This window comes from Nonomuraea sp. NPDC049714 (assembly GCF_044465295.1).
Lineage (GTDB): Bacteria > Actinomycetota > Actinomycetes > Streptosporangiales > Streptosporangiaceae > Nonomuraea.
Map to the genome: position 1 here is coordinate 531,496 of NZ_JBITLM010000005.1, position 22,857 is coordinate 554,352.

Consider the following 22,857-nt stretch of genomic DNA (forward strand, 5'->3'; position numbering starts at 1 on the left):
TCGGATAGGGCGGAGCGTGGGGTAGGCACATCGTCTTCCTCTCCGGCTGAGACAGGCGACAGCCTGATCGCCATCGTGCCCGACGAAAGCCGTACACGGAGAGTCGCCGAACCTATACTCTGCGCTTGTCAGGCGGGTGATCGGCCGAGCCGATCGCCTTGGGCGATGGGCCCGCGGAAACGACCTCGAGCGCGGTGGGACGCCGGTTACCGTGAGCCAACGAACTCGGCCGTGGAAAGGTCGGCATGAACGTCAGCCACGCCAACGCGCACGACATCGACCCCACCATCTGGGACGACTCCCAGATGCGTCAGGCCTTGTACGTCCGCGACATGGCCACTGTTTACCGGCTGCTGCAGCGCATCGGCATCTCTCAGCGGCACATCGCCACCCTCACGGCACAGTCCCAGTCGGAGATCTCCGAGATCCTCAAAGGCCGCCAGGTGATGGCCTACGACGTGCTGGGCCGCATCGCCGACGGGCTCGGCATCCCGCGCGGCTACATGGGACTGGCCTACGACACGTCCTCGCCGGAGCCGGAGCCGGAGCCGGCCAAGCCTGCGAAGGAGCCCGACCTGGACGAGGACGAGCAGGTGCGGCGTCTCCTCGCCCATGCCGCGCAGGTGACCGTCGGCGCGGCCGGGGAGCACGCCGAGAACTGGACGCATCCCCTGGCCCCGGTGGAGACACCCGCGCCGCAGCGGATCGGGCTGGCGGACATCGAGCAGGTCGAGACGGTGACGCGCACGCTCCGCGCGCTCGACTACCAGCACGGCGGCGGCGTCTGCCGAGACGCGGTGGTGGCGCAGCTCACGTGGTCACAGCGGCTGCTGCACGCGACCTGCGCGCAGCAGGTCGGCCTCCGGCTGCACCAGGCGCTGGCCGATCAGCACAACCTGGCGGGCTGGACGTCCTTCGACGTCGGTCTGTACGGCCCGGCGAGACAGCACCTGGCCCTCGCGCTCGAACAGGCCAAACACGCCCGCAACTTCTCCCTCGCGGCCAACGTCCTCTACCGGATGGGCCGCGTACACCTGCACTGTGATCGGGTGCAGGACGCGTTGCGCTTCTTCCAGCTGGGGCAGATCTGCGCACAGGATGCCAACTGTGAACGGACGGTGGCGATGTTGTGCGCCAACGAGGCCTGGGCGTACGCCCTGCTGGGCGATGCCGAGCTCGCCCTCAAGTCGATCCACCGGGCGCGGGACGAGTTCGCCCGCTCCTGCGGGCAGCCGTTCCCGGCCTGGGTGAGCTTCTTCGGCCCGGCCGACCTCGACGCGCTGAGCGGCATGGTCTACGCCGACCTCACCGACGACCATCTCGACGTCGCCTCGGAGTTCCTCACCGACGCACTCGGACGCCGCAGTCCGAGCATGACGAGGAGCAGGGTGTTCGAGCTGACCGCGCTGGCGACCGTACAACTGCGGGCCGGCGAGCTGAACAGCGCGATCGCCAACGGCCACCAGGTCGTCGCCCTGGCGACCCAGATCCGCTCGAAACGGATCGTCGACCGGCTAGCCCCCCTCCAGGCCGCCGCCCGCGCGCGGGCGCACGACGCCGACGCGCACGAGCTGGCCCAGCGCATCGCGGCGGTGCGTGCGGCATGACGGCGACCGCCGACCACACCTGCGGCCTCACCCGCGACCGGCTCGACACCCTGCTCACGGCCTTCTGTGACCAGGCGGGCCTGCCCTCCTCCGGCGCCGAGCTGATCAAGTTCACCAACAACGCCGTCTTCCGCCTCCGCCACGCGCCCGTCGTCGTGCGCATCGCCGGCTCCACGGCCGCCCGCGTCCGCACGTCGGCGGTCGTGCGGGTCGCCCGCTGGCTGGCGCAGCACGACTTTCCAGCGGTACGGCTCCTCCCCGGCGTCGAGCAACCGCTGCGGGTGGACGACCAGCTGGCCACCCTGTGGACGTACGTCCCCGAGGTGGGCCCGCGTCCCGGCGGCGCCGACCTGGCCACCCTGCTCCAGCGCCTGCACGCGCTGCCCGATCCGGGGCACACGCTGCCGCCGTGGCGGCCGATGAGCCAGATCCGCCGGCGGCTCGCCGAGCCGGAGGACCTCTCCCCCGACGACCACGCCTTCCTGCTGGACGAGTGCGACGACCTCGAAGAACGCCTCGACGCGCTCCGCTACGTGCTCCCGCCGGGGGTCATCCACGGCGACGCCTTCCTCGGCAACGTCATCGCCGGCCCGGACGGGCCCGTGCTGTGCGACTTCGACAGCACCACGATCGGCCCCCGCGAATGGGACCTGACCCCGGCGGCGGTCGGCAGCCTGCGGATGAACTACCCGGTGAACGAGCATCTCGCGCTCGCGGAGTCGTACGGCTTCGACGTGATCGGGTGGGAGGGCTTCCCGGTGCTGCGGCGGCTCCGCGAGCTCAAGCTCGTGACCAGCGTGCTGCCGATCCTGCGCAGCAACCCGTCCATACGGTCCCAGTGGCGCCACCGCATGCACAGCTTCAAAACCGGCGACACAACCGTCCGCTGGGAGCCGTACAGGTGATGGGCGCTCTGCGGCGAGGACTCCGATATCTCGACCAGCGCCAAGGCGCGGCGCCCGTGGGGGGCGCCGCGCCTGGTTGAACGGGTCGGTCAGGCGGTGGGGCAGGTGTAGGTGAAGGGCTTCGTCTCGGTGTCGGCGTTCGGGCCGGTGATCACGAGCTGGATGTCACCCGCGATGGTCGGCGGGCCCGTCGGCGTGAGGCCGAGGGTCACCGGGCGGACGCCCGCCTGTCGAGGACGACGGTGGTGGGGATGGAGGTGGTGGCGCCGTTGATGACCCAGTGGTAGGTCAGCGTGGTGGCGCCGGTCACGGTGATGCCTGCCGAGACGTTGACGGCGGGGCTGGACTGCCGCGCGCAGGTCTCGTAGTTGGGGGCGGTGCTCAGGCTGGAGATCGAGGCCGTCACGGCGGCGTCCGCGCACTTCACCGTGGTGTGGGCGACGTTCGAGGACCGGTGGTTCGGGTCGAGGATCTCGATCCAGCGCTTGACGCTGCCGCTGTCGGACGCGGTCACCGTGTGGCTCACGTGCTTGGCGCCGGAGTAGCGGGCGAAGTACAGCGACTCGACGGAGCCACGGTAGCCGGGGCCGGCCCAGCCGTACTTCACGGTCGTGCTGGTGCTGTTGGCGGCGATGGTGCCGTTGAACACCCGGTCGACCGGGCAGCTGCCCTGGTAGGAGGAGGGCGCGGTCACCCTGGCCGAGGCCGTGGCCTCAGGCCGGCACCACACCTTGTAGTGCGCTCGGTGCTGGGCGGGTGTGGACGGTCGACATCTCAGGGTCAGGAGAACAGGCGTTGGGGGTGCATGCCGTCCACCAGGCCCGTGTCCGGGGGGTGGATGCTGTAGCCCAGCATGCGGCGCACCCGCCGGCTCAGTTGCCGGGCGACGTCGCGCCCCGGCGAGAGGGTGAACGCCTCGCGGGTGCGCAGCCACGGCTCGCAGTAGTGGGCCTTGACGGTCAAGCTCGGGTTCGCCCAGGTCGGGGTCGGGGGGCGGGCGTGCCAGAGGGTGCCGAGCAGGACCGTGCAGGAGCCGGCGGGCGGGGTCAGGGTGAGGCCGTCGCCGGTGGGAAGGCGTCTGTCGGGCCAGCGGTGGCTGCCCGGCCACACGGTGAGGGCGCTGCCCGCGTCGATCGTCCACAGGGCCGCCACCGACAGGGCCGGGCGAGGGCGGGACACGGGATAGTGCTCGTCGTCGGGGCGGGGGTGCCGGGCGGCGGCGCCTGGGCGTACCTCGACCACTTCGAGCTGTGACAGCAGGAAGTTGGGCAGCAGCAAGCGGTCCAGCAGGGCGAGCACGTCCGGTTGGTCGATGAGCTCGTCGACGGCGCGGGTGTTGTGCAGGACACCGAAGACCTGGCGGGTGTGCCGGGACTGGAAGGGGTCGCGCCCGGCGGGGCCGAGCAGCGGGGTGAGCTCCTGCCGGATGCGTCTGCGGCGCGCCTCCGGCAGGAGCGCCGGGAGCACCACGTAACCGTCGCTGTGCAGGAGCGACATGGGACTTCGCGTCATGGTAGGTGCTCCTCCAGGCGCTGCTCGGCTCCCAGCGCTGCGACGCTGAACTTCCAGACCTCGGCGACGACCAGGTCGCGGTCCGGCCGGGGGGTCTTGTCCAGGACGACGGTGAAGATGGCGCGCATGCCGCCGACGACTCCCGCCGACAGCATCTCGGGGTCGCGGTCGGCGGCCACGGCGCCTTCGGCCTGGCCTGCGGCGATGTGTTTGACGCCGGTGGCGACGACCTGCCTGATGCAGCGTGCCTCCATGGCGGCGACCTCGGCGTCGCCGACCATGCGGCCGAGCACCACGGGGGACAGTGGGTCGTCGTAGACCCGGTCGACCCAGGTGCGCACCTGGGCGCGCCAGCGTTCGAGCCAGGTGTCGCCCTGATGGTCGGCCAGGACGGTGTCGGCCACCAGCCGGTCGTAGAAGTCGGCGAGCAGGGCGCTCATCAGGCCGCTGCGGGTGCCGAAGTAGCGATAGGGCAGCCCCACGCTCATCCCCGCGCGCCGGGCGACGGCCGCCACCTCGACGTCACCGGTCTCGATGAGCTCTTCGGCGGCGGCTTCCAGCAGGCGCCTGTGGGTAGCGGCCGCACGGCGGGACAGCGGTTCCATGGAGTCCATATTGGTTGAGCTCAACTCAACTTGCAAACACTATCCTGTCAATCGACACACAGCATGATCATGTACGCGTGCCCGCCTATACTCGAGGAAGTGAGTAGGCCGTGACCGTCTCGTTGCCCGCTGCCTGCAACGCAGCTGAGTCGTTGCGTTATCCGGCGGGGTCGCTGGTCATCCTGACCGGCCTGCCCGGGGCGGGCAAGACCACGCTCCTGAGACGCCTGTACTCCCTGGACGGCACCGAGACCGCGCCGGTCACGGCGGGCGAGGCGACGGTGATCGACTCGATGCAGTCCCGCCTCTACTGGGCCGACCGGCTCGGCTGGGCCCCCAAACCGGTGCGTACCGGCGTGGTGTTCGCCACACACCTGTGGCGCATCCGGTCGGCGGTGCGCGGCGGCCGGTCGGTGATCGCGCACAACCGGGGCTGTGGCCCGATCGTGCTGCGCGTCTTCGCCAGGATGGCCCGGCGTTCCGGAGCGGGTTTCCATCTGCTGCTGCTGGACGTGGCCCCCGAGGCGGCGCTCGCCGGGCAGCACGCCAGGGGCAGGGTGGTGCCGGAGCGGACGTTCGCCCGCCACCGCCGCCGCTGTCAGCGGCTGCTGGGCCGGGCCAAGGCCGGTGACGCCGCCCCCGCCTCCGGCGCCCATGTGCTGGACCGCGCGAGCGCGAACGTCCTGACCAGCATCCGGTTCGAGCGATGAGCATGCGCGCCTTCGTCATCACCGGCCCCGGTCAGGGCGGGGTGCGCGACGTCCCGCCGCCTGAGGCACGTCCCGGCCAGGTGGTGGTGGACGTCGAGCGGGCCGGGGTGTGCGGCACCGACGCCGAGTTCTTCTCCGGCGCCATGAGCTATCTGCACACCGGCCAGGCCGGCTATCCCATCCGCATCGGCCACGAGTGGTGCGGCGTGGTCTCGGCGGTCGGCGAGGGCGTCGATCCCGGCTGGCTGGGGCTGCGCGTCACCGGCGACACCATGCTCGGGTGCGGCCACTGCGACCGCTGCGCCGGCGGTCGCCACCACCTGTGCGCCGACCGGCACGAGATCGGCATCCGCGGCGGCTGGCCCGGCGCCCTGGCCGAACGACTCCCCGTCCCGGTCACGGCCCTGTACAAGCTGCCGGAAACGCTCGACCCCGCGCTCGGCGCCCTGGTCGAGCCGGGCGGCAACGCGCTGCGCGCCGTCCGCGCCGCCCGCCTGTCACCGGGGCGGCGGCTGCTCGTGCTCGGCCCCGGTACGATCGGGCTGCTCGCCGCCATGCTGGCGGTCGCCCAGGGCGCCGAGGTGCACCTGATGGGCCGCGACGATCCCTCGCTCGCCTTCGCCCGCACCCTCGGGCTCGGCCCCGCCTGGACCCGTGAGACCCTGCCCGGCCTGCGCTACGACGCGATCATCGACGCCTCGGGCGCGACCGCCCTGCCGGCGCTGGCCGCCGAGCTGGTGGAGCCCGGCGGCAACGTGGTCTACATCGGCATCGCCGCCGCGCCCAGCCTGCTGGACACCCGCGCGCTCGTGCTCAAGGACGTCACCGCCACCGGCGTCCTGAGCGCCTCGGGCGGCCTGGACGGCACCATCGAGCTGTACGCCTCGGGCGCGGTCGATCCGCGTCCCCTGGTCGCGGCCACCGTGACGCTGGACGAGGTCGCGCGGGTGCTCGGCGGCGACCGCCCGGCCACGTGGGGGCACGCGCCGAAGGTCCACGTCGATCCCCGGGTCAGAGCCGGGTGATGCGGATCGCGTCGGCGATCACGTACCCGCTGGTGGAGGTCCAGCGGCTCACGCCGACCACGTTGTAGGTGCCGGCGGCGAGGGTGAAGTCGCCGAGCGAGCGCCATTGGCCGCCGCCCGTGCGCTGGTCCACGTACACCGTCCGGTTGTCGGTGATGATGTACGGCGTGGCGCTGTTGTAGCCCGCGTCGGCCGGATGCCAGACCTCCACGCGATAGCTGCCCGCGCTGGGGATGCTCGCCCGGTACCACGCGGGGTCGCTGGCGGCGACCGGGTCGGCGAAGCGGTAGTCGGCGCCGTGCGGCTGACCGGAGAAGGCCGAGGTGCCCCAGCCGGAGCTCGCGGTGAAACCGGGGTCGGCGTTGTCGATGACGACGCTGAACCCGCCGCCCGATCCCGTCACGGCCCTGCCGGCGCTCGGCGCGCTCTCCTGGTGGGTGCGGTTGAGCGCGGTCACGTAGTAGGTGTAGGCGGTGCCGGCCGTCGCGGTGGTGTCGGTGAAGGTGGTCCGCCTGGTGGTGGTGAGCAGGTTGCGGGCGTCGGCGAAGGCGCACGGGTCGGCGGTGGCCGGGGTGCCGTTCACCCGGTGGACGGCGTAGGAGGTGCCGCCGCCCTGCCAGGCAAGGGCGACGCCCCCGGAGCCGCGGGTGGCCGAGGTGATCGCGGGGGCGGCGGGCGCGGCGGACGTGCCACGGGCGGGCAGCAGGGCGGGCTTGGTGTAGTGGGCGGCGGCCAGGGTCGAGAAGGCGTTGATCTGGTTGGCCCGGACGTCCTTGGCGCTGAAGAAGATGTCGCCGGCCACTTCGGGGTGCCGCCTGTTGACGTGCAGGTGGTCGCTGAGCTCGGCCCGGTCCTGCCAGGCGGCGTCCTGGCCGGTCGCTCCCGCCCGGTAGGCGGCCTGGCCGATGAGGAGCTGGACGCCGGTGCCCCTGACCACGCCCGCCCACCATGCGGTGAGCACCTCGTAGTCGGCCGTGGCGAACCCGATGTGCCAGTAGATCTGCGGCGCGATGTAGTCCACCCAGCCCTGCTTCACCCACAGCCGGGTGTCGGCGTAGATGGCGTCGTAGGACTGCAGGCCCGAGGTGCGCGAGCCGAGCGGGTCGGTGCCGGCGTTGCGCCAGATGCCGAACGGGCTGACGCCGAAGGAGACCCAGGGCTTGGCGGCGTGGATGCGCCGGTCGAGTTCGCGTACGAGGAGGTTGACGTTCTCGCGGCGCCAGTCGTGCACGTTGGCGAAGCCGTCACCGTGCTCGGCGTAGGCGGCGGCGTCGGGGATGGCCTGGCCGCCGGCCGGATAGGGGTAGAAGTAGTCGTCGAGGTGCACGCCGTCGAGGTCGTAGCGGCTGACCGCATCCATGATCACGTCTTGGATGAAGTCGCGGACCACGGGCAGGCCGGGGTTGTAGTAGAGCTTGCCGTCGTAGGCGAAGCGCCAGCCCGGGTTGCGGCGGGCCGGGTGGGTGGCCTGCAGTCTGCTGGGGTCGTCGTGGTTGGCGACCCGGTACGGGTTGAACCAGGCGTGCAGCTCCAGGTTGCGCGCGTGCGCCTCGCTGACCATGAAGGCGAGCGGGTCGTAGCCCGGGTCGCCGCCCTGGCTGCCGGTGAGCCATTGTGACCACGGTTCGAGCGACGACGGCCAGAACGTGTCGGCGGTCGGCCTGACCTGCACGACCACGGCGTTCATGCGCCGCTGCACGGCCAGGTCCAGCCAGGCACGGAACTCCGCCTGCTGCGCGGAGACGCTCAGGCCGGTCCGGCTCGGCCAGTCGATGTTCGCGACGCTGGAGATCCACATGGCCCGCATCTGCCGCTTGGGCGTGGCGGGGTCGGTGGCGCACGCGGCGGCCGGCGCGGGGGCGGCGGCCAGGGTGACAGCCGGGGTGACAGCGGGGGTGACGGCGAGGGCGAGCACGGCGGTGAGGGCCACGAGGACGAGACGCGGAAGCGTGGTCACGAAGAGAAGTTTCAGCGCACTTGCCACAAAGCGCAATAGTCTTCACACGGTTCGCATAAGTCCACGAACTACCGCGCGGGCGGAAAGTTTCCTTTCATGCCCGAGTAATGTCAATTATCGACATCTGTCATGGAAGTCCCTTACTGTGCGTCCGACACCCCTCGGTGAGGAGCACCCATGGCATCCCCTCTCATGCGATTAGTCGCCCTCGTCATCGCCTCCCTCATGGTCCTCGTGGGCCAGCCCGCCCTGGCCGGCACGCAGAACCCGCTGGCGGAGTCCTTCGACCGCGCCGCCGCCGCCCACGACGTCCCCCGCGACCTGCTCGTCGCCCTCGGCTACGCCGAGACCCACCTCGACGGCCACGGCGGTGAGCCCAGCGCCAGCGGCGGGTACGGCCTGATGCACCTGGTCAGCAACCCCACCAACAAGTCCCTGGAGAAGGCCGCCGAACTCACCGAGCTGCCGGTCGAGAAGCTGCGCGCCGACGACGCCGCCAACATCATCGGCGCGGCCGCCGTCCTCCGCTCGCACGCCGACGCGCTCGGCCTCGACGAGGCGGCCAGGAAGGACCTCGGCCGCTGGTACCAGGCCGTCGCCGAGTACGGCAACGCCACCTCCCCCGAGCTGGCCCGCCTGTACGCCGACGCCGTCTACGAAGGCCTCGGCCTCGGCCTCGAAGCCAGGGGCGTGACGGTCGAGCCGCAGGAGGTCACCGCCGACCGGGGCGACCTGGCCAAGGCCCGCGACCTCAACGCGCGGGCCGCCGTGGCCAGCGCCGACTACCCGCCGGCCGCCTGGGTCGCCGCCAACTCCGGCAACTACCGCGTCTCCAGCCGCGAGACCAGCTACAACATCGACCGGATCGTCATCCACGTCACCCAAGGCTCCTACGCGGGCACCATCTCCTGGTTCCAGAATCCCAGCGCCAACGTCTCGGCCCATTACGTGGTCAAGTCCTCCAACGGCGCCGTCACCCAGATGGTGCGGGACAAGGACGTCGCCTGGCACGCCGGGAACTCCACCTACAACAACCGGTCCATCGGCATCGAGCACGAGGGCTTCGTGGCCGACGCCTCGTGGTTCACCGAGTCGATGTACCGCTCCTCCGCCGCGCTGGCCCGCCACCTGTGCGACAGGTACGGCATCCCCAAGACCCGCACCGGCATCATCGGCCACAACCAGGTCCCCGGCGCGACCCACACCGACCCGGGCTCACACTGGAACTGGTCCAAATACATGAGCTACGTGACCGGCGACGACGGCGGCACCCCGACCTGGACCACCACCGTCGACAACGCCGCCGCCGGGTTCACCGCCAGCGCCAACTGGGGCACCTCGGCCTACTCCGGCGACCGCCACGGCGCCGACTACCGCTTCGCCGACCCGGTCGCCGCCAGCGACCCGGCCTGGTTCCAGGCGGCCATCCCCAGCGCCGGCAACTACCGGGTGGAGGTCTGGTATCCGAGCGATCCCGGCTACAACAGCTCCGCGCCGTACATCGTCGCCGCCTCCGGCGGCAACCAGACGGTGTACGTGGACCAGCGCTCAAGTGGCGGAGCCTGGCGCACCATCGGCACGTTCCCCCTCGATGCCGGCACCCAGAACGTGGTCGGCGTGAGCAGATGGACCTCCGGCACCGGCTACGTCATCGCGGACGCCGTACGCATCTCGCGCCTCTGATCCCCAGCCCCTGAGACCCGTCCGGCTCGTCTCCCCGCCAGAGGAGACGAGCCGGGCGGGGTTCGACACGTCCGGCCGTCCCGGCCGTGGTCAGCGGGCGAACGCGTACGCCTCCTCCGGGGACAGGCGCGCGCCCTGGGCGGAGGCCTCGGTGAACGCCTCCTCCCCCAGGTCGCGCCGGGCCGCCGTCTCGATCCGGTCGACGTCGCCGCGCTCGCCCTGCGGGAGCGGCGCGCCGGTCGAGCGTCGCGCCCGGTCGGCCGCGCCCAGCAGGACCGCGGCCTTACGCGCGTCGCCCGCGAGCGCCTCGGCCCCGGCCAGTCCCTCCAGCGCCAGCGCGAGGCCACGCGGATCGCCGAACACCCGGGCCTCCTCGAACCCCTCCGCGTGCAGCCGCCTGGCCTCGGCCGCCTCCCCGCGCAACTCGGCCACGAAACCGAGCTCGGCCACGAGCAAGGCAGTCGCGCCGTAGTGGTCGTACTCGCGGAACCAGGCGAGCACCTCACGCAGGTGCCGTTCGGCCTCGTCCAGCAGGCCCTGCCTGCGGGCGCCGAGGGCGAGCCCGATCTGGGCGTACCGCTCGCCCGGGGTGAACGCCTGCTCGGCGGCGAGCCGTACGGCGCGCTCGTGCAGGTCTCGACCGCCGTCGAAGTCGCCGACCAGCAGCGCGATCCTGCCGAGCGCGGACATCCGGTCGGCGACCTCGCTCCACAGGCCGAGCTCCTCGGCCATCCGCAGGCCGGCGCGCAGCAGCCGGGCCGCCTCCGGGTAGTCGCCGCGGATCTCGGCGAGGACGCCCAGCGGGTAGCTGGTCTGGGACAGCCCCCAGTGGTCGCCCAGGTCGGTGAAGAGGGCGGCGCTCCGCTCGGCCCGCTCCCGCGCGAAGGCCAGCTCGCCCCGCGCCAGCGCGGTGTTGGCCAGCGCGCACAGCACCGCCGCCTCGCCCCAGCGGTCGTCCAGCGCCCGGAACCCGTCCAGCGCCCGCGCCAACAGTTCCTCGCCCAATGCCAGGTCGGCCGTGCCGTACCCGGCGTACCCGAGGAACCAGCGGGCCCGCGCCAGCGCGAGCGGGTCCGCCAGGTCGCGGTAGGCGGCGAGGGCCCGTTCGATGCGGGTGCGGCGGTCGTGGCCGTGGCCTCGGAGGAGCTCGACGCCGACCTGCCACACGCGGGCCTCGGCCAGCGGGCCGCGCACCTCTTCGGGCTCGTCCGCCGGCGGCGGCCACGGCGCGTCGACACGGCCGCACACGGCCTCCAGCGCCGAGCGGGCCTCGTCGAGCCGGCCGCGCAGCACCCAGTACCAGGTCAGCGCGTTGACCAGGGACAGCGCCCGGCTCCTGGGGGCGTGGCGGACAGCCCGGTGCAGGTTGCCGGCCTCGGCGTCCAGGCGGCTCAGCCAGTCGCACTGGTCGTGGCCGCGCAGCTCGGCGCGGTCGGCCAGGCGCCCGAAGTGGCGGACGTGACGGTCGCGTACGAGATCCTCCTCCCCCGCCTCGCGTAACCGCTCCCGGCTGTATTCGGCCACCGACTCCAGCAGCCGGTAGCGGGGGCCGTCGGTGACCGTCACCAGCGACCGGTCCACCAGGCGGCCCAGCGCGTCCAGCACGTCGATCCCGTCGCCGCCGCAGATCTCCTCCGCGGCCTGGAGCGTGCAGCCGCCGGCGTGCACGGCCAGGCGTCTCAGCACCACCCGCTCCTGCTCCTCCAGCAGCTCCCAGCTCCAGTCGATCACCGCCCTGAGGGTCCGCTGCCGTGACGGCACGCCGCGCTGCCCGTTGCCGAGCAGCCGGAACCGGTCGTCCAGCCGGGCCGCGAGCTCCCGCAGCCCGAGCACGCCCACCCGGGTGGCGGCCAGCTCCAGCGCCAGCGGCAGCCCGTCGAGCCGGCGGCAGATCTCCGTCACGACGGCCTCGTCCTCCGGCGCCGGCACGAAACCGGGCGTCGCGGCGGCGGCTCGCGTCACGAACAACCGCACGGCGGACGGGAGCGCCAGCGGGGCGACTGGGAGCACCACCTCGCCGGGGAGGCCGAGCCGTTCGCGGCTGGTGGTCAGCAGGCTCAGGCCGGGAGCCGACCGCAGCAGGTGAGCGGCGAGCTCGGCGACGTCGGCGATCAGGTGTTCGCAGTTGTCCAGCACGAGCAGCAGCCGCTTGGCCGCCAGCGCGGCGGCGAGCCGGTCCGGTGGGTCCAGCGGTTCGGCGTGGGTCAGTGGGCCGGGGGCGTCGTCGCGGATGTCCAGCACCCTCATGACCTGCGCGGCCAGCACGGCCGTGCCGCCGCGCGGGTCGAGGGAGGCCAGCTCCACCAGCCGGACGCCGTCGGCGAAGTCGCCGACCATCCCGGTGGTGGCCTCGACCGCGAGCCGGGTCTTGCCGACGCCGCCGGGGCCGGTGAGCGTCACCAGCCGCCTGCCCGCCACCGAGGAGCGCACGTCCTTGACGTCGTCATCCCGGCCGATGAGGTCGGTGACCTGGGCCGGGAGGTTGTCGCGCCGCGCGGTGGGCGTGAGTCCGCGGTCCTGCCGCAGGATGGCCGCGTAGAGCTCGGACAGCTCCGGGGAGGGATCGACGCCGAGCTCGGCGACCAGCCGATCGCGCAGTTCCTGATAGCCGGCGAGCGCCTCGCTCTGCCGCCCGGCGGCGTAGAGGGCCCGCATGCGCACGCCGTGCAGGCGCTCGCGGAGGGGATGGCGGGTGACCAGGCCGGCCAGCTCGGCGGCCACCTCGGCGTGCTCGCCGAGCGCCAGCCGGGCCAGCGCCCGCTCCTCCAGCACGAGCAGCCGCTCCTCCTCCAGACGTGCGGCGGCGCTCCTGGCGAACGGCTCCTCCGCGAAGCCGTCGAACGCGGGACCGCGCCACAGCGCGAGGGCCTCACCGAACAGCCGGGCGCGTACGCTCGGGTCCTCGCTTCGCCGGGCGCGCCCGGCCAGCGCCTCGAACCGGCCGGCGTCCACCGCCTCGGCCTCGGCCCGCAGCTGATAGCCGCCCGGCTGCTTGACCACCGGCCCGGCGAGCCCGGCTGCCCCGAGCGACCCACGCAGCCGCGAGACCTTGGTGTGCAGCGCAGCCGAGGGGTTCGCCGGCAGCTCCTCCCCCCACAGGTCCCGGACCAGCCGGTGAACGGGGACGGGATGCCCGGCGTGCGCGAGCAGATCGGCCAGCAGGACGCGGACCTTCGCCTCACCGATGGCGACGTCCTCCCCCTCGGCCGTCCACACCCGCAACGGGCCGAGCACCCCGAATCGCATACCGCCACGTTACCGACAGACGACCGACCGGAAACCGAGAGCCGGCCGGGTCAGGCTCGCCCCATGACTGTGAACTCTTCACGCGCCGGACGGCGTGAGTGGGCCGGCCTGGCCGTCCTGGCGCTGCCCACCGTGCTCCTCGCCCTCGACCTGAGCGTGCTGCATCTGGCGGTCCCGCACCTGAGCGCGGACCTGGCTCCCAGCGGCACCGAGCTGCTGTGGATCCTCGACGTGTACGGCTTCATGATCGCGGGCTTCCTGGTGACCATGGGCTGGGTGGGCGACCGGATCGGCCGTCGCCGCCTGCTGATGATCGGCGCCGCCGCCTTCGGTCTGGCTTCGGCGCTGGCGGCGTACTCCACCGGCCCGGCCATGTTGATCGTCTCCAGGGCGCTGCTCGGCGTGGCGGGGGCGACGCTGATGCCCTCGACCCTGGCGCTGCTCGGCACCATGTTCAAGGATCCACGGCAGCGGGCGATGGCCGTGGGCGTGTGGATGACCTCCTTCATGGGCGGCAGCGCGATCGGCCCGCTGGTCGGCGGCGTGCTGCTGGAGCGCTTCTGGTGGGGGTCGGCGTTCCTGATCGGGGTGCCGGTGATGGCGCTGCTGCTCGTCGCCGGCCCGCTGCTGCTTCCCGAGCAGCGCGATCCCCAGCCGGGCGGCATCGACGTGGTCAGCGTGGCCCTGTCGCTGGCCGCGCTGCTGCCCGTCGTCTACGGGCTCAAGGAGCTGGCCAAGGACGGCCCGGCCCCCTTGGCGCTGGCCGCCCTGGGGGCCGGAGCGCTGTTCGGCGCCTGGTTCGTGCGACGGCAGCGCACGCTGGCCGTGCCGCTCGTGGACCTGCGGCTGTTCGGCGAGCGTGGGTTCACCGCGGCACTGGTGATCATGCTGCTGGCGTTGGTCACCACCGGTGGCGGGTTCATGATGGTCGCCCAGTACCTGCAGCTCGTCGCCGGGCTGTCCGCGCTGGAGGCCGGGGTCTGGCTGCTGCCGGCCACGCTGCTGACGATCGCCGGCTCGCTGCTCGCGCCGAAGCTGGCCGGCCGGATGCCGATGGGACGCCTCATCGGAGCCGGGCTGGCGCTCGCGGCCGTCGGCTATCTGCTGCTCGCCCTGGTGGACGGCTCGCCGGTCACGGCGGTCGCGGGCATGGCGATCGCCTTCTTCGGCGTCGCGCCCATGATGGTGCTGGGCACCGACCTGGTCATGGGCTCGGCGCCGCCGGAGAAGGCCGGCGCGGCGTCGGCCCTGTCGGAGACCAGCGGCGAGCTCGGCATCGCGCTGGGGGTCGCGCTGCTGGGCAGCGTCGGCACGGCCGTCTACCGGGCGCTCGTCATCGTGCCGGACGGGGTGCCCGGCGAGGCCGCCGCCGCTGCCCGTGACACCCTGCCCGCCGCCTTGGCCACCGCCACGGAACTGCCCGAAGGCCCCGGGGCCGTGCTGCTGGAGTCGGCGCACGCGGCTTTCACCACCGGGCTGAACGTGATCGGGGTGGTGAGCGCCGTCATCGCGCTGGGCCTGGCCGCCCTCGCCCGCACCGCCTTCCGCGCTCACGACACCACCCCCGCAGAGCCCTTGCGGCGGTGACGGATCCGGGGGCGGAGGTGCGGGCCATGCGTACGCGGGCAGGTGACCTCCGGCCGTTCTACCTGCGCCTTCGGTGATTCGCCGGTCGTGCGGCCGGAAAGGACCACGGGGGTGAGCGAGCCGATACTCCGGGCCGAGGGCCTGCGTAAGGGCTTCCCCGGCGTGCAGGCCCTGGACGGGGTGGATCTGAGCCTGCGACCCGGCGAGGTACACGTACTGCTGGGTGAGAACGGCGCGGGCAAGAGCACGCTGATCAAGATGCTGTCCGGCGCCTACCGTCCCGACGAAGGCCGGGTGCTGATGGACGGGCACCCGGTGCACATCCGCACGGCCGGCGACGCCCAGCGGCTCGGCATCTCCACCATCTACCAGGAGTTCAACCTGGTGCCCGAGCTGAGCGTGGCGGAGAACCTGTCGCTGGGCCGGCCGCCGCGCAGGTTCGGCCTGATCGACAAGGCCGCCATGATCCGGCAGGCGGGCGAGCTCCTGGCGCGGGTGGAGGTGGACGTCGATCCGCGCACCCCGGTCGCCAGGCTGGGCATCGCCCGGAGGCAGATGGTGGAGATCGCCAAGGCGCTGGCGCTGAACGCCCGCGTGCTGATCATGGACGAGCCGACGGCGGTGCTCACCACCAGCGAGGTCGACAAGCTCTTCGCGATCGTCCGGCAGCTCCGGGACGAGAACGTGGCGGTCGCGTTCATCACCCACCACCTGGAGGAGATCGCCGCGATCGGCGATCGGGTGACGGTGCTGCGCGACGGCCGTTCGGTGGCCGAGGTGCGGGCCGACACCCCCCAGGACGAGCTGGTCCGGCTCATGGTGGGCCGCCCGATCGACCAGCAGTTCCCGCGCCGCCCGGCCGAGCTGGGCGCGCCGCTGCTCAAGGTCACCGGCCTGAGCCGCAGAGGCGCCTTCGACGACGTCTCCTTCGAGGTGCGGGCGGGCGAGGTGGTGGGCATCGCCGGGCTGGTGGGCGCGGGCCGCACCGAGGTGGCCAGGGCGGTCTTCGGAGCCGACCGCTACGACTCGGGCGAGGTCACCGTACGCGGGCGGCGGCTGCCGCCGGCCGACGTGCACGCCGCCATGGAGGCGGGGCTCGGGCTGGTGCCGGAGGACCGCAAGGGGCAGGGCCTGGTGCTGACCGCCGACATCGGCGAGAACCTGGGGCTGGTCACCATGCGCGACGCGACCCGCGCCGGCTTCGTGGACCGCAAGGGGCAGCGCACGGCGGCGGCGAAGGTGGCCGACCAGCTCGCCATCCGGATGACGGGGCTGGACCAGGAGGTCCGCACGCTGTCCGGCGGCAACCAGCAGAAGGTGGTCATCGGCAAGTGGCTGGTGGCCGACGCGGGCGTGCTCATTCTCGACGAACCGACCCGCGGCATCGACGTGGGGGCGAAGGTCGAGATCTACCAGCTCATCAACGCCCTCACCGACTCCGGGCACGCCGTGCTCATGATCTCCAGCGATCTGCCGGAGATCCTCGGGATGAGCGATCGGATTCTGGTCATGGCGCGGGGGCGGCTCGTCGGCGAGCTGCCCTCGGCCGATGCCACACAGGACGACGTGATGGCGCTGGCGGTCACGGATGTGGAGGGCAGTCGTGTCCGGTAACGTGCTCGCCCGCCGCTCGCCGGCGGCCGTCTGGCTGGCCGAGAACGGCGCGGTGGCCGCGCTCGTCGTGCTGGTGGTGGCGCTGTCGCTGCTGTCGTCGACGTTCCTCAGCGTGACCAACCTGCTCAACGTGGGGGTGCAGGCGGCCGTCACCGCGATCCTCGCCTTCGGCTCGACGTTCGTCATCGTCACCGGCGGCATCGACCTGTCGGTCGGCTCCGTGGCGGCGCTCTCGGCGATCACGCTGGCCTGGACGGCCACGGACGCGGGGGTGGCCTGGCCGGTGGCCGTGGTGGTGTCGCTGACGGTCGGCGTCGTGGCCGGGCTGGTCAACGCGGCGCTCATCGCGTACGGCAAGCTGCCGCCGTTCATCGCCACACTGGCCATGCTCGGCATCGCGCGCGGCCTGGCGCTGGTCATCTCGCAGGGCAGCCCGATCGCGATGCCGGACGCCGTGTCCGCCCTGGGCGGCAACCTCGGCCGCTACCTGCCGATCCCGGTGATCGTGATGGTGGTGATGGGCCTGATCGCGGCGGTGATACTCAACCGCACGTACGCGGGTCGCGCCATGTACGCGATCGGCGGCAACGAGGAGGCGGCCCGCCTGTCCGGCATCAAGGTCGACCGGCAGCAGCTCATCACGTACGGGCTGTCGGGCGCCTTCGCCGCGGTCGCCGGCATCGTGCTGGCCAGCCGCCTGGCCTCCGCGCAGCCGCAGGCCGCCGCCGGCTACGAGCTCGACGCCATCGCGGCCGTGGTGATCGGCGGCGCGAGCCTGTCGGGCGGCAAGGGCAGGGCGCTCGGCACGTTCGTCGGCGCGCTCATCCTGGCCGTGCTGCGCAACGGGCTCAACCTGCTCTCCGTATCGGCTTTCTGGCAGCAGGTCGTGATCGGCGCGGTGATCGCGCTGGCGGTCCTCGTCGACACCCTGCGCCGCAGGGGAACGTACTAGAAGGAGGATGATCATCATGCGGACTCCCGCGATCGTCATGGCCGGGGTGGCGCTGATGCTGGGGCTGGCCGGGTGCGGCACGGACGGCGGCTCGTCCGGCGGCGGGCAGCAGGGCGGCGTGAAGATCGGGATGTCGGTGTCGACGCTGAACAACCCGTTCTTCGTCCAGCTCCGCGACGGCGCACAGGCCCAGGCCACCAAGCTCGGCGCGGCGCTCACCGTCACCGACGCCCAGAACGACCCCTCCCAGCAGGTGAACCAGGTGCAGAACTTCACCAGCCAGGGCATGCAGGCGATCATCATCAACCCGGTCGACTCCAACGCGGCGGCGCCCGCGGTCACGCTGGCCGAACGGGCCGACATCCCGGTGATCGCCGCCGACCGTGGCGTCACCGGCGCCGAGGTGGCCCAGACCGTGGCCTCCGACAACGTCGCGGGCGGCAAGCTGGCCGCCGAGGAGCTGGCCGCGCAGATGGGCGAGAAGGGCCAGGCCATCGTCCTACAGGGCACCCCGGGCACCTCGGCGTCCCGCGACCGTGGCCAGGGCTTCGAGCAGGGTGTCAAGGCCTTCCCGGACATCAAGGTCGTGGCCAGGCAGCCGGCCGACTTCGACCGGACCAAGGGCCTGGACGTGATGACGAACCTGCTGCAGTCGTACCCGGACGTCACCGGCGTCTTCGCCGAGAACGACGAGATGGCGCTCGGCGCGATCAAGGCGCTCGGCGACCGGGCGGGCCGGCAGGTCAAGGTCGTCGGCTTCGACGGCACCCCGGACGGCCTGACCGCGATCCAGAACGGCACCCTGGCCGCCTCCATCGCCCAGCAGCCCAGGCTGCTCGGCCAGCAGGCCGTGGACGCCGCGGTGAAGGCGGCCGGCGGCGCGACCCTGGAGAAGACGGTGGCCGTGCCGGTGAAGGTGGCGACCAAGGAGAACGTCTCGGAGTTCCTGACGTCCTAGTTCCTGACGTCCTAGTTCCTGACGTCCTAGTTCCTGACGTCCTAGTTCCTGACGCTCTGGTTCCTGACGCTCTGGTTCCTGACACTCTAGGTGCGGCGCCAGCGGGACTCGCCGAAGCAGTATCCGGCGAACAGCATCAGCCCCACCGCCACCGCCACCAGCAGCCACGGGCCCGCCGGGGTCTCGGCGAACGCGCGCAGTGTCGCGTCGATGCCGCCGGCCTTGTCCTTGTCGTGCGTGATCGCCGCCTGGACGACGAAGATCCCGGCGAGGCCCGCGATGGCGCCACGGGCCACGTAGCCGGCCAGGCCGAGCTTCTCCATCACCGAGCGGGCCCGCGCGGACATCTGCCCGAGGTTGAGCTCCTCGCGGAACTTCTTGGTGACGCCCTGGCGCAGCCAGTGGACGCCCAGCACGATGATGCCCAGGCCGATGGCGCCCACGATCCACTGCCCGGCGGGCAGGTCGAGCAGCTTGCCGGTGACGTCCTGGGACTTCTCGTCCTCGGAGGCGGCCCGGCCGGCCAGCAGCACGGTCAGCAGGGTGACGAAGATCAGCACGTACACGGCGGTCCTGATGACCGCCTCGACCCGGTCGAAGACCTCCTGGTGGCCGAACAACGCCTCGGAGGCCTGCCACAACGCCAGCGCGGCGAAGCCCACGACCATCACCCACAGCAGCACGGCCCCGAACGGCAGCTCCGCCACGGTGGTGATCGCGCCGCCCTTGTCCGCCTGCTCCCCCGCGCCGCCGCTGAGGGCGATCTGGATCGCCAGCACGCCGATCAGCGCGTACAGCACGCCACGGCAGGCCAGGCCCACGCGGGCCAGCCGGTCGAGCATGGGGCTGTCGGCCGCCCGCCGCGCCGTGGCTCGTGCGCTCTGCGCAGTACTCACCGGTCCTCCAAGGGGTCGAAGGGAAGACCCTCATGTGCCCAGATTTCGGGCGGCTAGGCGCGGAAGCGGGCTGATCGGCGCACGTCTCATGGGCGTACGCAGAGATGCCTCTGGGTAGTCATGCGCGTACGGTATGCGTACGAGAGGGACGACACGTGACGATCCACAAGCCGTCAGACAGCGGGCCGGTGACCTCGCCGCCGGCTCCGGCCCGCGACCGCCGGACCGGGACCGTGATCGTCAACTGGCTGACGTCCACCGACCACAAGGTCATCGGTTACCTCTATCTGATCACCTCGTTCGGGTTTTTCCTGGTGGCCGGGATCATGGCGATGATCATCCGGGCGGAGTTGCTGCACCCGGGGATGCAGCTGGTCAACACGCAGCAGTACAACCAGCTGTTCACCATGCACGGCGCGGTCATGCTGCTGCTCTTCGCGACGCCGTTGTTCGCCGGGTTCGCCAACGTGATCATGCCGTTGCAGATCGGCTCGCCCGACGTGGCCTTCCCCCGGCTCAACATGGTCAGCTACTGGCTGTTCCTGTTCGGCGGGTGGATCGCGGTGAGCGGGTTCTTCGCCAGTGGCGGCGCCGCCGACTTCGGCTGGTTCGCCTACACGCCGCTGTCCGGCTCCACCTACAGCCCACAGGTGGGCGGCGATCTGTGGATCGTGGGGCTGGTGATGTCCGGGCTGGGCACGATCCTGGGCTCGGTCAACTTCTTCACCACGATCGTGTGCATGCGGGCGCCCGGGATGACCATGTTCCGGATGCCGATCTTCACCTGGAACGTGCTGCTGACCAGCATGCTCGTGCTGATGGCCTTCCCGGTGCTGGCCGCCGCGCTGCTGGCGCTGGAGTCGGACCGCAAGTTCGGCACCCACGTCTTCGACGCCAACGGCAGCGGGCCGATCCTGTGGCAGCACCTGTTCTGGTTCTTCGGCCATCCCGAGGTCTACATCATCGCGCTGCCGTTCTTCGGGATCGTCACCGAGGTGCTGCCGGTCTTCAGCCGTAAGCCGATCTTCGGTTATGTCGGCCTGGTGGGGGCCACGATCGCGATCGCCGGGCTGTCCATGACGGTGTGGGCGCACCACATGTTCCCGACCGGGCAGGTGCTGCTGCCGTTCTTCTCGTTCATGACCTTCCTCATCGCGGTGCCGACCGGGGTGAAGTTCTTCAACTGGGTCGGCACGATGTGGCGCGGGCATCTCAGCTTCGAGTCGCCGATGCTGTTCGCGATCGGGTTTCTCGTCACGTTCCTGCTGGGCGGGCTGACGGGGGTGATCCTGGGCTCGCCGCCGCTGGACTTCCACGTCACCGACTCCTACTTCGTGGTGGCGCACTTCCACTACGTGGTCTTCGGCACGGTGGTGTTCGCGATGTTCGCCGGCTTCTACTTCTGGTGGCCGAAGATGACCGGCAAGATGCTCGACGACCGGCTCGGCAAGTGGCACTTCTGGATGCTGTTCATCGGCTTCCACACCACGTTCCTGATCCAGCACTGGCTCGGCATGCTGGGCTTCCCCCGCCGCTACGCCGACTACAGCGCCGTCGACGGCTTCACCACGCTCAACCAGATCTCCTCGGCGGGAGCGTTCCTGCTCGGCGCGTCGACGCTGCCCTTCCTCTACAACGTCTGGAAGACGGCCAGGAAGGCGCCCAAGGTGACGGTGGACGACCCGTGGGGATTCGGCAACTCACTCGAATGGGCCACGTCCTGCCCGCCGCCCCGGCACAACTTCTCCTACATGCCGTCGATCCGGTCCGAACGGCCCGCCTTCGACCTGCACTACCCGCACACGTCGCACCGGCGCGAAGAGATCGAGGCCTGACGCATACCTTCTGTCACGAGTCCTGACGTATACCTTTTGTCACGGGTCCTGACGTATGCCTTTTGTCACGAGTCCTGACGCATACTTTCGTCACCCGACCGCCTACGCAGGTCCGATCCGGATCCGGGCCCCGGCCGCCTAGCGTTTCGGTCATGCGCAAAGCCATCCAGTTCGCGGGTCTGATCCTGGCCCTCCAGGGCTTCAGCGGGGCCATCGACCACGTGTTCGTGCAGCCCTTCATGGGGATCGTGCTGAACTTCTTCAACCGGGTGATCATCCCGAGGGTGGCCTTCCTGACCGGCTACGAGCTCTTCGCGAACCTGGCGCTGGCGGCCCTGGGGGTGGTGCTGATCATCGCGGCGGAGCGGGCGCCCAGGTGACGATCAGACGGGCTGTGGGGGTGAGACGTCCAGGTGATCGTGCAGGACGATCGGCGCCGAGAGCATGGTGTGCCGCTCGCCCTCCCGCCCGACCAGCACCGGCCAGGTGCCGACGTTGCGGCAGCCCTCCGCCAGCGGGCGCAGCTTCTCGGGCGGGTCGAGGAGCGAGACGAACCGCCCGCCACGGGTGTGGACCACGCTGTGCGCCGAGACGAACGTGTGCTTCCACACCTCCGCCCGCGCCGCTCCCCGGCACGCGGTGGTGTTCGCCACCCGGACGGTGAGGCGGAAGAGCCTGGCACGCAGTGGCTCGGCACGGACCTCGACCCGGCCGCGCAGCTCCTCCCAGCCGCGCAGCACCGCCCCGGCCGGGCCGCCGGCGTCGATCAGCCACATGGCCTCCTGGTCCGCCGGGACGTCGATCTCCATCACCCTCGGCGCGCGGGCCAGGCGGCCGAGCTCCAGCCCCGACACCGCCTCCTCACGCTCCCTCGCCTCCTGGCCCGCGAGGTGACGGGTGCCGTCGACGGTCAGCTCCGCCACGGGCTCCAGCTCGCCGCCGCGTACGCGGGCCACCTCGCGGGTGATGACGTGCAGGAAGCGTACGTGCACGTCGACGGTGTCGGCCGGACCCGCCTCGACCAGGCACTGGGTCTGCATCTGCCACGGATCGCCGGTGTGCGCGTCGCCGCCGGCCGGGGGGTGGAGGCCGCCGGGCGCCCATGGGTGCCGGTCGGGCGGCCACGGCAGATGGCGCTCATACAGCACGGCCTGTGCGATCTGCCGTACATGGTCCATTTCCGCCTGCCACGCAGTGTATGAATGGTTACCGTACGTGACATACCCGTGCGGTCGGCACCGAATCCCTCAGGTCACCGGGACGATCCTGGCCTCGACGAGCACCCCGCGCTCGATGGTCAGCACGCCCACGGTGCCGTGCGGCTGACGGCGGCGGTCGGTCGGCGAGCCCGGATTGAAGATGCGCAGCCCGTCGCCGGACTCGTCCAGCGGGATGTGCGAATGCCCGAACACCACCAGATCCGCCTCCGGAAAGCGACGGCGCATCCGGGCCGGCCTGCCCTTGGCCTGCCCGCTGTCGTGGATCATCGCCACCCGCAGGCCGTCCAGGGTCAGCTCCAAGGTCTCAGGCGCCACCACGTCCGGCCCGTCGTTGTTGCCCTTGACCACGTGGACCGGCGCGTACTCGGCCAGCTCGCCGAGCACGGACGCCACGCACACGTCACCGGCGTGCAGGATGACGTCGGCGCCCCTGAGCCGCTCGGCCACCCGAGGCGGGCAGGACTTCCAGTACCGGGGAGCATGCGTGTCCGACAGCGCCACCACTCTCACCCGAGCACCCCTACCCACCCGCTGGGGTCCTTTCG

The 22,857-nt window shown here is 71.7% G+C and carries 20 protein-coding genes; 11 read left to right on the forward strand and 9 right to left on the reverse strand.

What is annotated here, in order from left to right; all coding sequences use genetic code 11:
• Window positions 1–245 precede the first annotated feature (245 nt).
• Window positions 246–1,607, forward strand: a complete 1,362-nt coding sequence (locus ACIBQX_RS23180; protein ID WP_397007708.1) for a helix-turn-helix domain-containing protein — start codon at window positions 246–248, stop codon at window positions 1,605–1,607.
• Window positions 1,604–2,512, forward strand: coding sequence for a phosphotransferase enzyme family protein (locus tag ACIBQX_RS23185; protein ID WP_397007710.1), 909 nt, complete (start codon window positions 1,604–1,606; stop codon window positions 2,510–2,512). Before ACIBQX_RS23180 ends, ACIBQX_RS23185 begins: the two co-directional genes overlap by 4 nt.
• Before the next feature lie 89 nt (window positions 2,513–2,601).
• Here ACIBQX_RS23185 and ACIBQX_RS23190 read toward each other — a convergent pair whose 3' ends face one another.
• From ACIBQX_RS23190 to ACIBQX_RS23205, 4 genes are all read right to left on the reverse strand, one after another.
• Window positions 2,602–2,724 carry a hypothetical protein gene (locus ACIBQX_RS23190; protein WP_397007712.1) on the reverse strand — a complete coding sequence of 41 codons (123 nt, stop codon included), beginning with the start codon at window positions 2,722–2,724 and terminating at the stop codon, window positions 2,602–2,604.
• Window positions 2,721–3,206 carry a hypothetical protein gene (locus tag ACIBQX_RS23195; RefSeq protein ID WP_397007714.1) on the reverse strand — a complete coding sequence of 162 codons (486 nt, stop codon included), beginning with the start codon at window positions 3,204–3,206 and terminating at the stop codon, window positions 2,721–2,723. The genes ACIBQX_RS23190 and ACIBQX_RS23195 overlap by 4 nt, the downstream gene beginning before the upstream one ends.
• Window positions 3,207–3,292: 86 nt before the next feature.
• Window positions 3,293–4,024 carry a phytanoyl-CoA dioxygenase family protein gene (locus ACIBQX_RS23200; protein ID WP_397007716.1) on the reverse strand — a complete coding sequence of 244 codons (732 nt, stop codon included), beginning with the start codon at window positions 4,022–4,024 and terminating at the stop codon, window positions 3,293–3,295.
• Entirely contained in the window at window positions 4,021–4,629 is a 609-nt protein-coding gene (locus ACIBQX_RS23205; protein ID WP_397007718.1) for a TetR/AcrR family transcriptional regulator, read from the reverse strand. Before ACIBQX_RS23205 ends, ACIBQX_RS23200 begins: the two co-directional genes overlap by 4 nt.
• 110 nt (window positions 4,630–4,739) lie before the next feature.
• On the opposite strand from ACIBQX_RS23205, the gene ACIBQX_RS23210 reads away from it, so the two are divergent.
• Both ACIBQX_RS23210 and ACIBQX_RS23215 read left to right on the forward strand, forming a co-directional pair.
• A complete protein-coding gene (locus ACIBQX_RS23210) occupies window positions 4,740–5,339 on the forward strand; it encodes an AAA family ATPase (protein ID WP_397007720.1) in 600 nt (199 codons plus the stop codon).
• Window positions 5,336–6,364 (forward strand): zinc-binding dehydrogenase, encoded by a 1,029-nt coding sequence (locus ACIBQX_RS23215; RefSeq protein WP_397007722.1) that lies wholly within the window; start codon window positions 5,336–5,338, stop codon window positions 6,362–6,364. The genes ACIBQX_RS23210 and ACIBQX_RS23215 overlap by 4 nt, the downstream gene beginning before the upstream one ends.
• Here the strand turns inward: ACIBQX_RS23215 and ACIBQX_RS23220 are convergent.
• Complete coding sequence (locus ACIBQX_RS23220) at window positions 6,351–8,321, reverse strand: family 10 glycosylhydrolase (protein ID WP_397007724.1); 1,971 nt, start codon at window positions 8,319–8,321, stop codon at window positions 6,351–6,353. The genes ACIBQX_RS23215 and ACIBQX_RS23220 overlap by 14 nt on opposite strands.
• 177 nt (window positions 8,322–8,498) lie before the next feature.
• Here ACIBQX_RS23220 and ACIBQX_RS23225 point away from each other — a divergent pair, with 177 nt between their 5' ends.
• Window positions 8,499–10,004: an N-acetylmuramoyl-L-alanine amidase gene (locus tag ACIBQX_RS23225; protein WP_397007726.1), complete on the forward strand. Its 1,506-nt coding sequence runs from the start codon at window positions 8,499–8,501 to the stop codon at window positions 10,002–10,004.
• 90 nt (window positions 10,005–10,094) lie between these two features.
• On the opposite strand, the gene ACIBQX_RS23230 is transcribed toward ACIBQX_RS23225, so the two are convergent.
• Entirely contained in the window at window positions 10,095–13,250 is a 3,156-nt protein-coding gene (locus tag ACIBQX_RS23230; RefSeq protein ID WP_397007728.1) for a BTAD domain-containing putative transcriptional regulator, read from the reverse strand.
• 63 nt (window positions 13,251–13,313) lie between these two features.
• Here ACIBQX_RS23230 and ACIBQX_RS23235 point away from each other — a divergent pair, with 63 nt between their 5' ends.
• From ACIBQX_RS23235 to ACIBQX_RS23250, 4 genes are all read left to right on the forward strand, one after another.
• A complete protein-coding gene (locus ACIBQX_RS23235; protein ID WP_397007730.1) occupies window positions 13,314–14,837 on the forward strand; it encodes an MFS transporter in 1,524 nt (507 codons plus the stop codon).
• Between the two features lie 111 nt (window positions 14,838–14,948).
• Entirely contained in the window at window positions 14,949–16,451 is a 1,503-nt protein-coding gene (locus tag ACIBQX_RS23240; RefSeq protein ID WP_397007732.1) for a sugar ABC transporter ATP-binding protein, read from the forward strand.
• The gene (locus tag ACIBQX_RS23245; RefSeq protein WP_397007734.1) at window positions 16,441–17,403 is read left to right on the forward strand and encodes an ABC transporter permease; all 963 of its coding nucleotides are present in this window, start codon (window positions 16,441–16,443) and stop codon (window positions 17,401–17,403) included. The genes ACIBQX_RS23240 and ACIBQX_RS23245 overlap by 11 nt, the downstream gene beginning before the upstream one ends.
• A 16-nt stretch (window positions 17,404–17,419) precedes the next feature.
• On the forward strand, window positions 17,420–18,361 hold the full coding sequence (locus ACIBQX_RS23250) for a D-ribose ABC transporter substrate-binding protein (protein WP_397007736.1): 942 nt from the start codon (window positions 17,420–17,422) through the stop codon (window positions 18,359–18,361).
• A gap of 86 nt (window positions 18,362–18,447) precedes the next feature.
• Here the strand turns inward: ACIBQX_RS23250 and ACIBQX_RS23255 are convergent, their stop codons facing one another.
• Entirely contained in the window at window positions 18,448–19,257 is an 810-nt protein-coding gene (locus ACIBQX_RS23255; RefSeq protein WP_397007738.1) for a DUF1206 domain-containing protein, read from the reverse strand.
• A gap of 188 nt (window positions 19,258–19,445) precedes the next feature.
• On the opposite strand from ACIBQX_RS23255, the gene ctaD reads away from it, so the two are divergent.
• Together ctaD and ACIBQX_RS23265 are read left to right on the forward strand one after the other, a co-directional pair.
• Window positions 19,446–21,092, forward strand: coding sequence for a cytochrome c oxidase subunit I (gene ctaD / locus ACIBQX_RS23260; RefSeq protein WP_397007846.1), 1,647 nt, complete (start codon window positions 19,446–19,448; stop codon window positions 21,090–21,092).
• A 152-nt stretch (window positions 21,093–21,244) separates the two neighbouring features.
• Window positions 21,245–21,472 carry a hypothetical protein gene (locus ACIBQX_RS23265; protein WP_397007740.1) on the forward strand — a complete coding sequence of 76 codons (228 nt, stop codon included), beginning with the start codon at window positions 21,245–21,247 and terminating at the stop codon, window positions 21,470–21,472.
• Window positions 21,473–21,475: 3 nt separating this feature from the next.
• Here the strand turns inward: ACIBQX_RS23265 and ACIBQX_RS23270 are convergent, their stop codons facing one another.
• Together ACIBQX_RS23270 and ACIBQX_RS23275 are read right to left on the reverse strand one after the other, a co-directional pair.
• The gene (locus ACIBQX_RS23270; protein ID WP_397007742.1) at window positions 21,476–22,270 is read right to left on the reverse strand and encodes a hypothetical protein; all 795 of its coding nucleotides are present in this window, start codon (window positions 22,268–22,270) and stop codon (window positions 21,476–21,478) included.
• A gap of 69 nt (window positions 22,271–22,339) precedes the next feature.
• Window positions 22,340–22,822, reverse strand: coding sequence for a metallophosphoesterase family protein (locus ACIBQX_RS23275; protein WP_397007744.1), 483 nt, complete (start codon window positions 22,820–22,822; stop codon window positions 22,340–22,342).
• Window positions 22,823–22,857 lie beyond the last annotated feature (35 nt).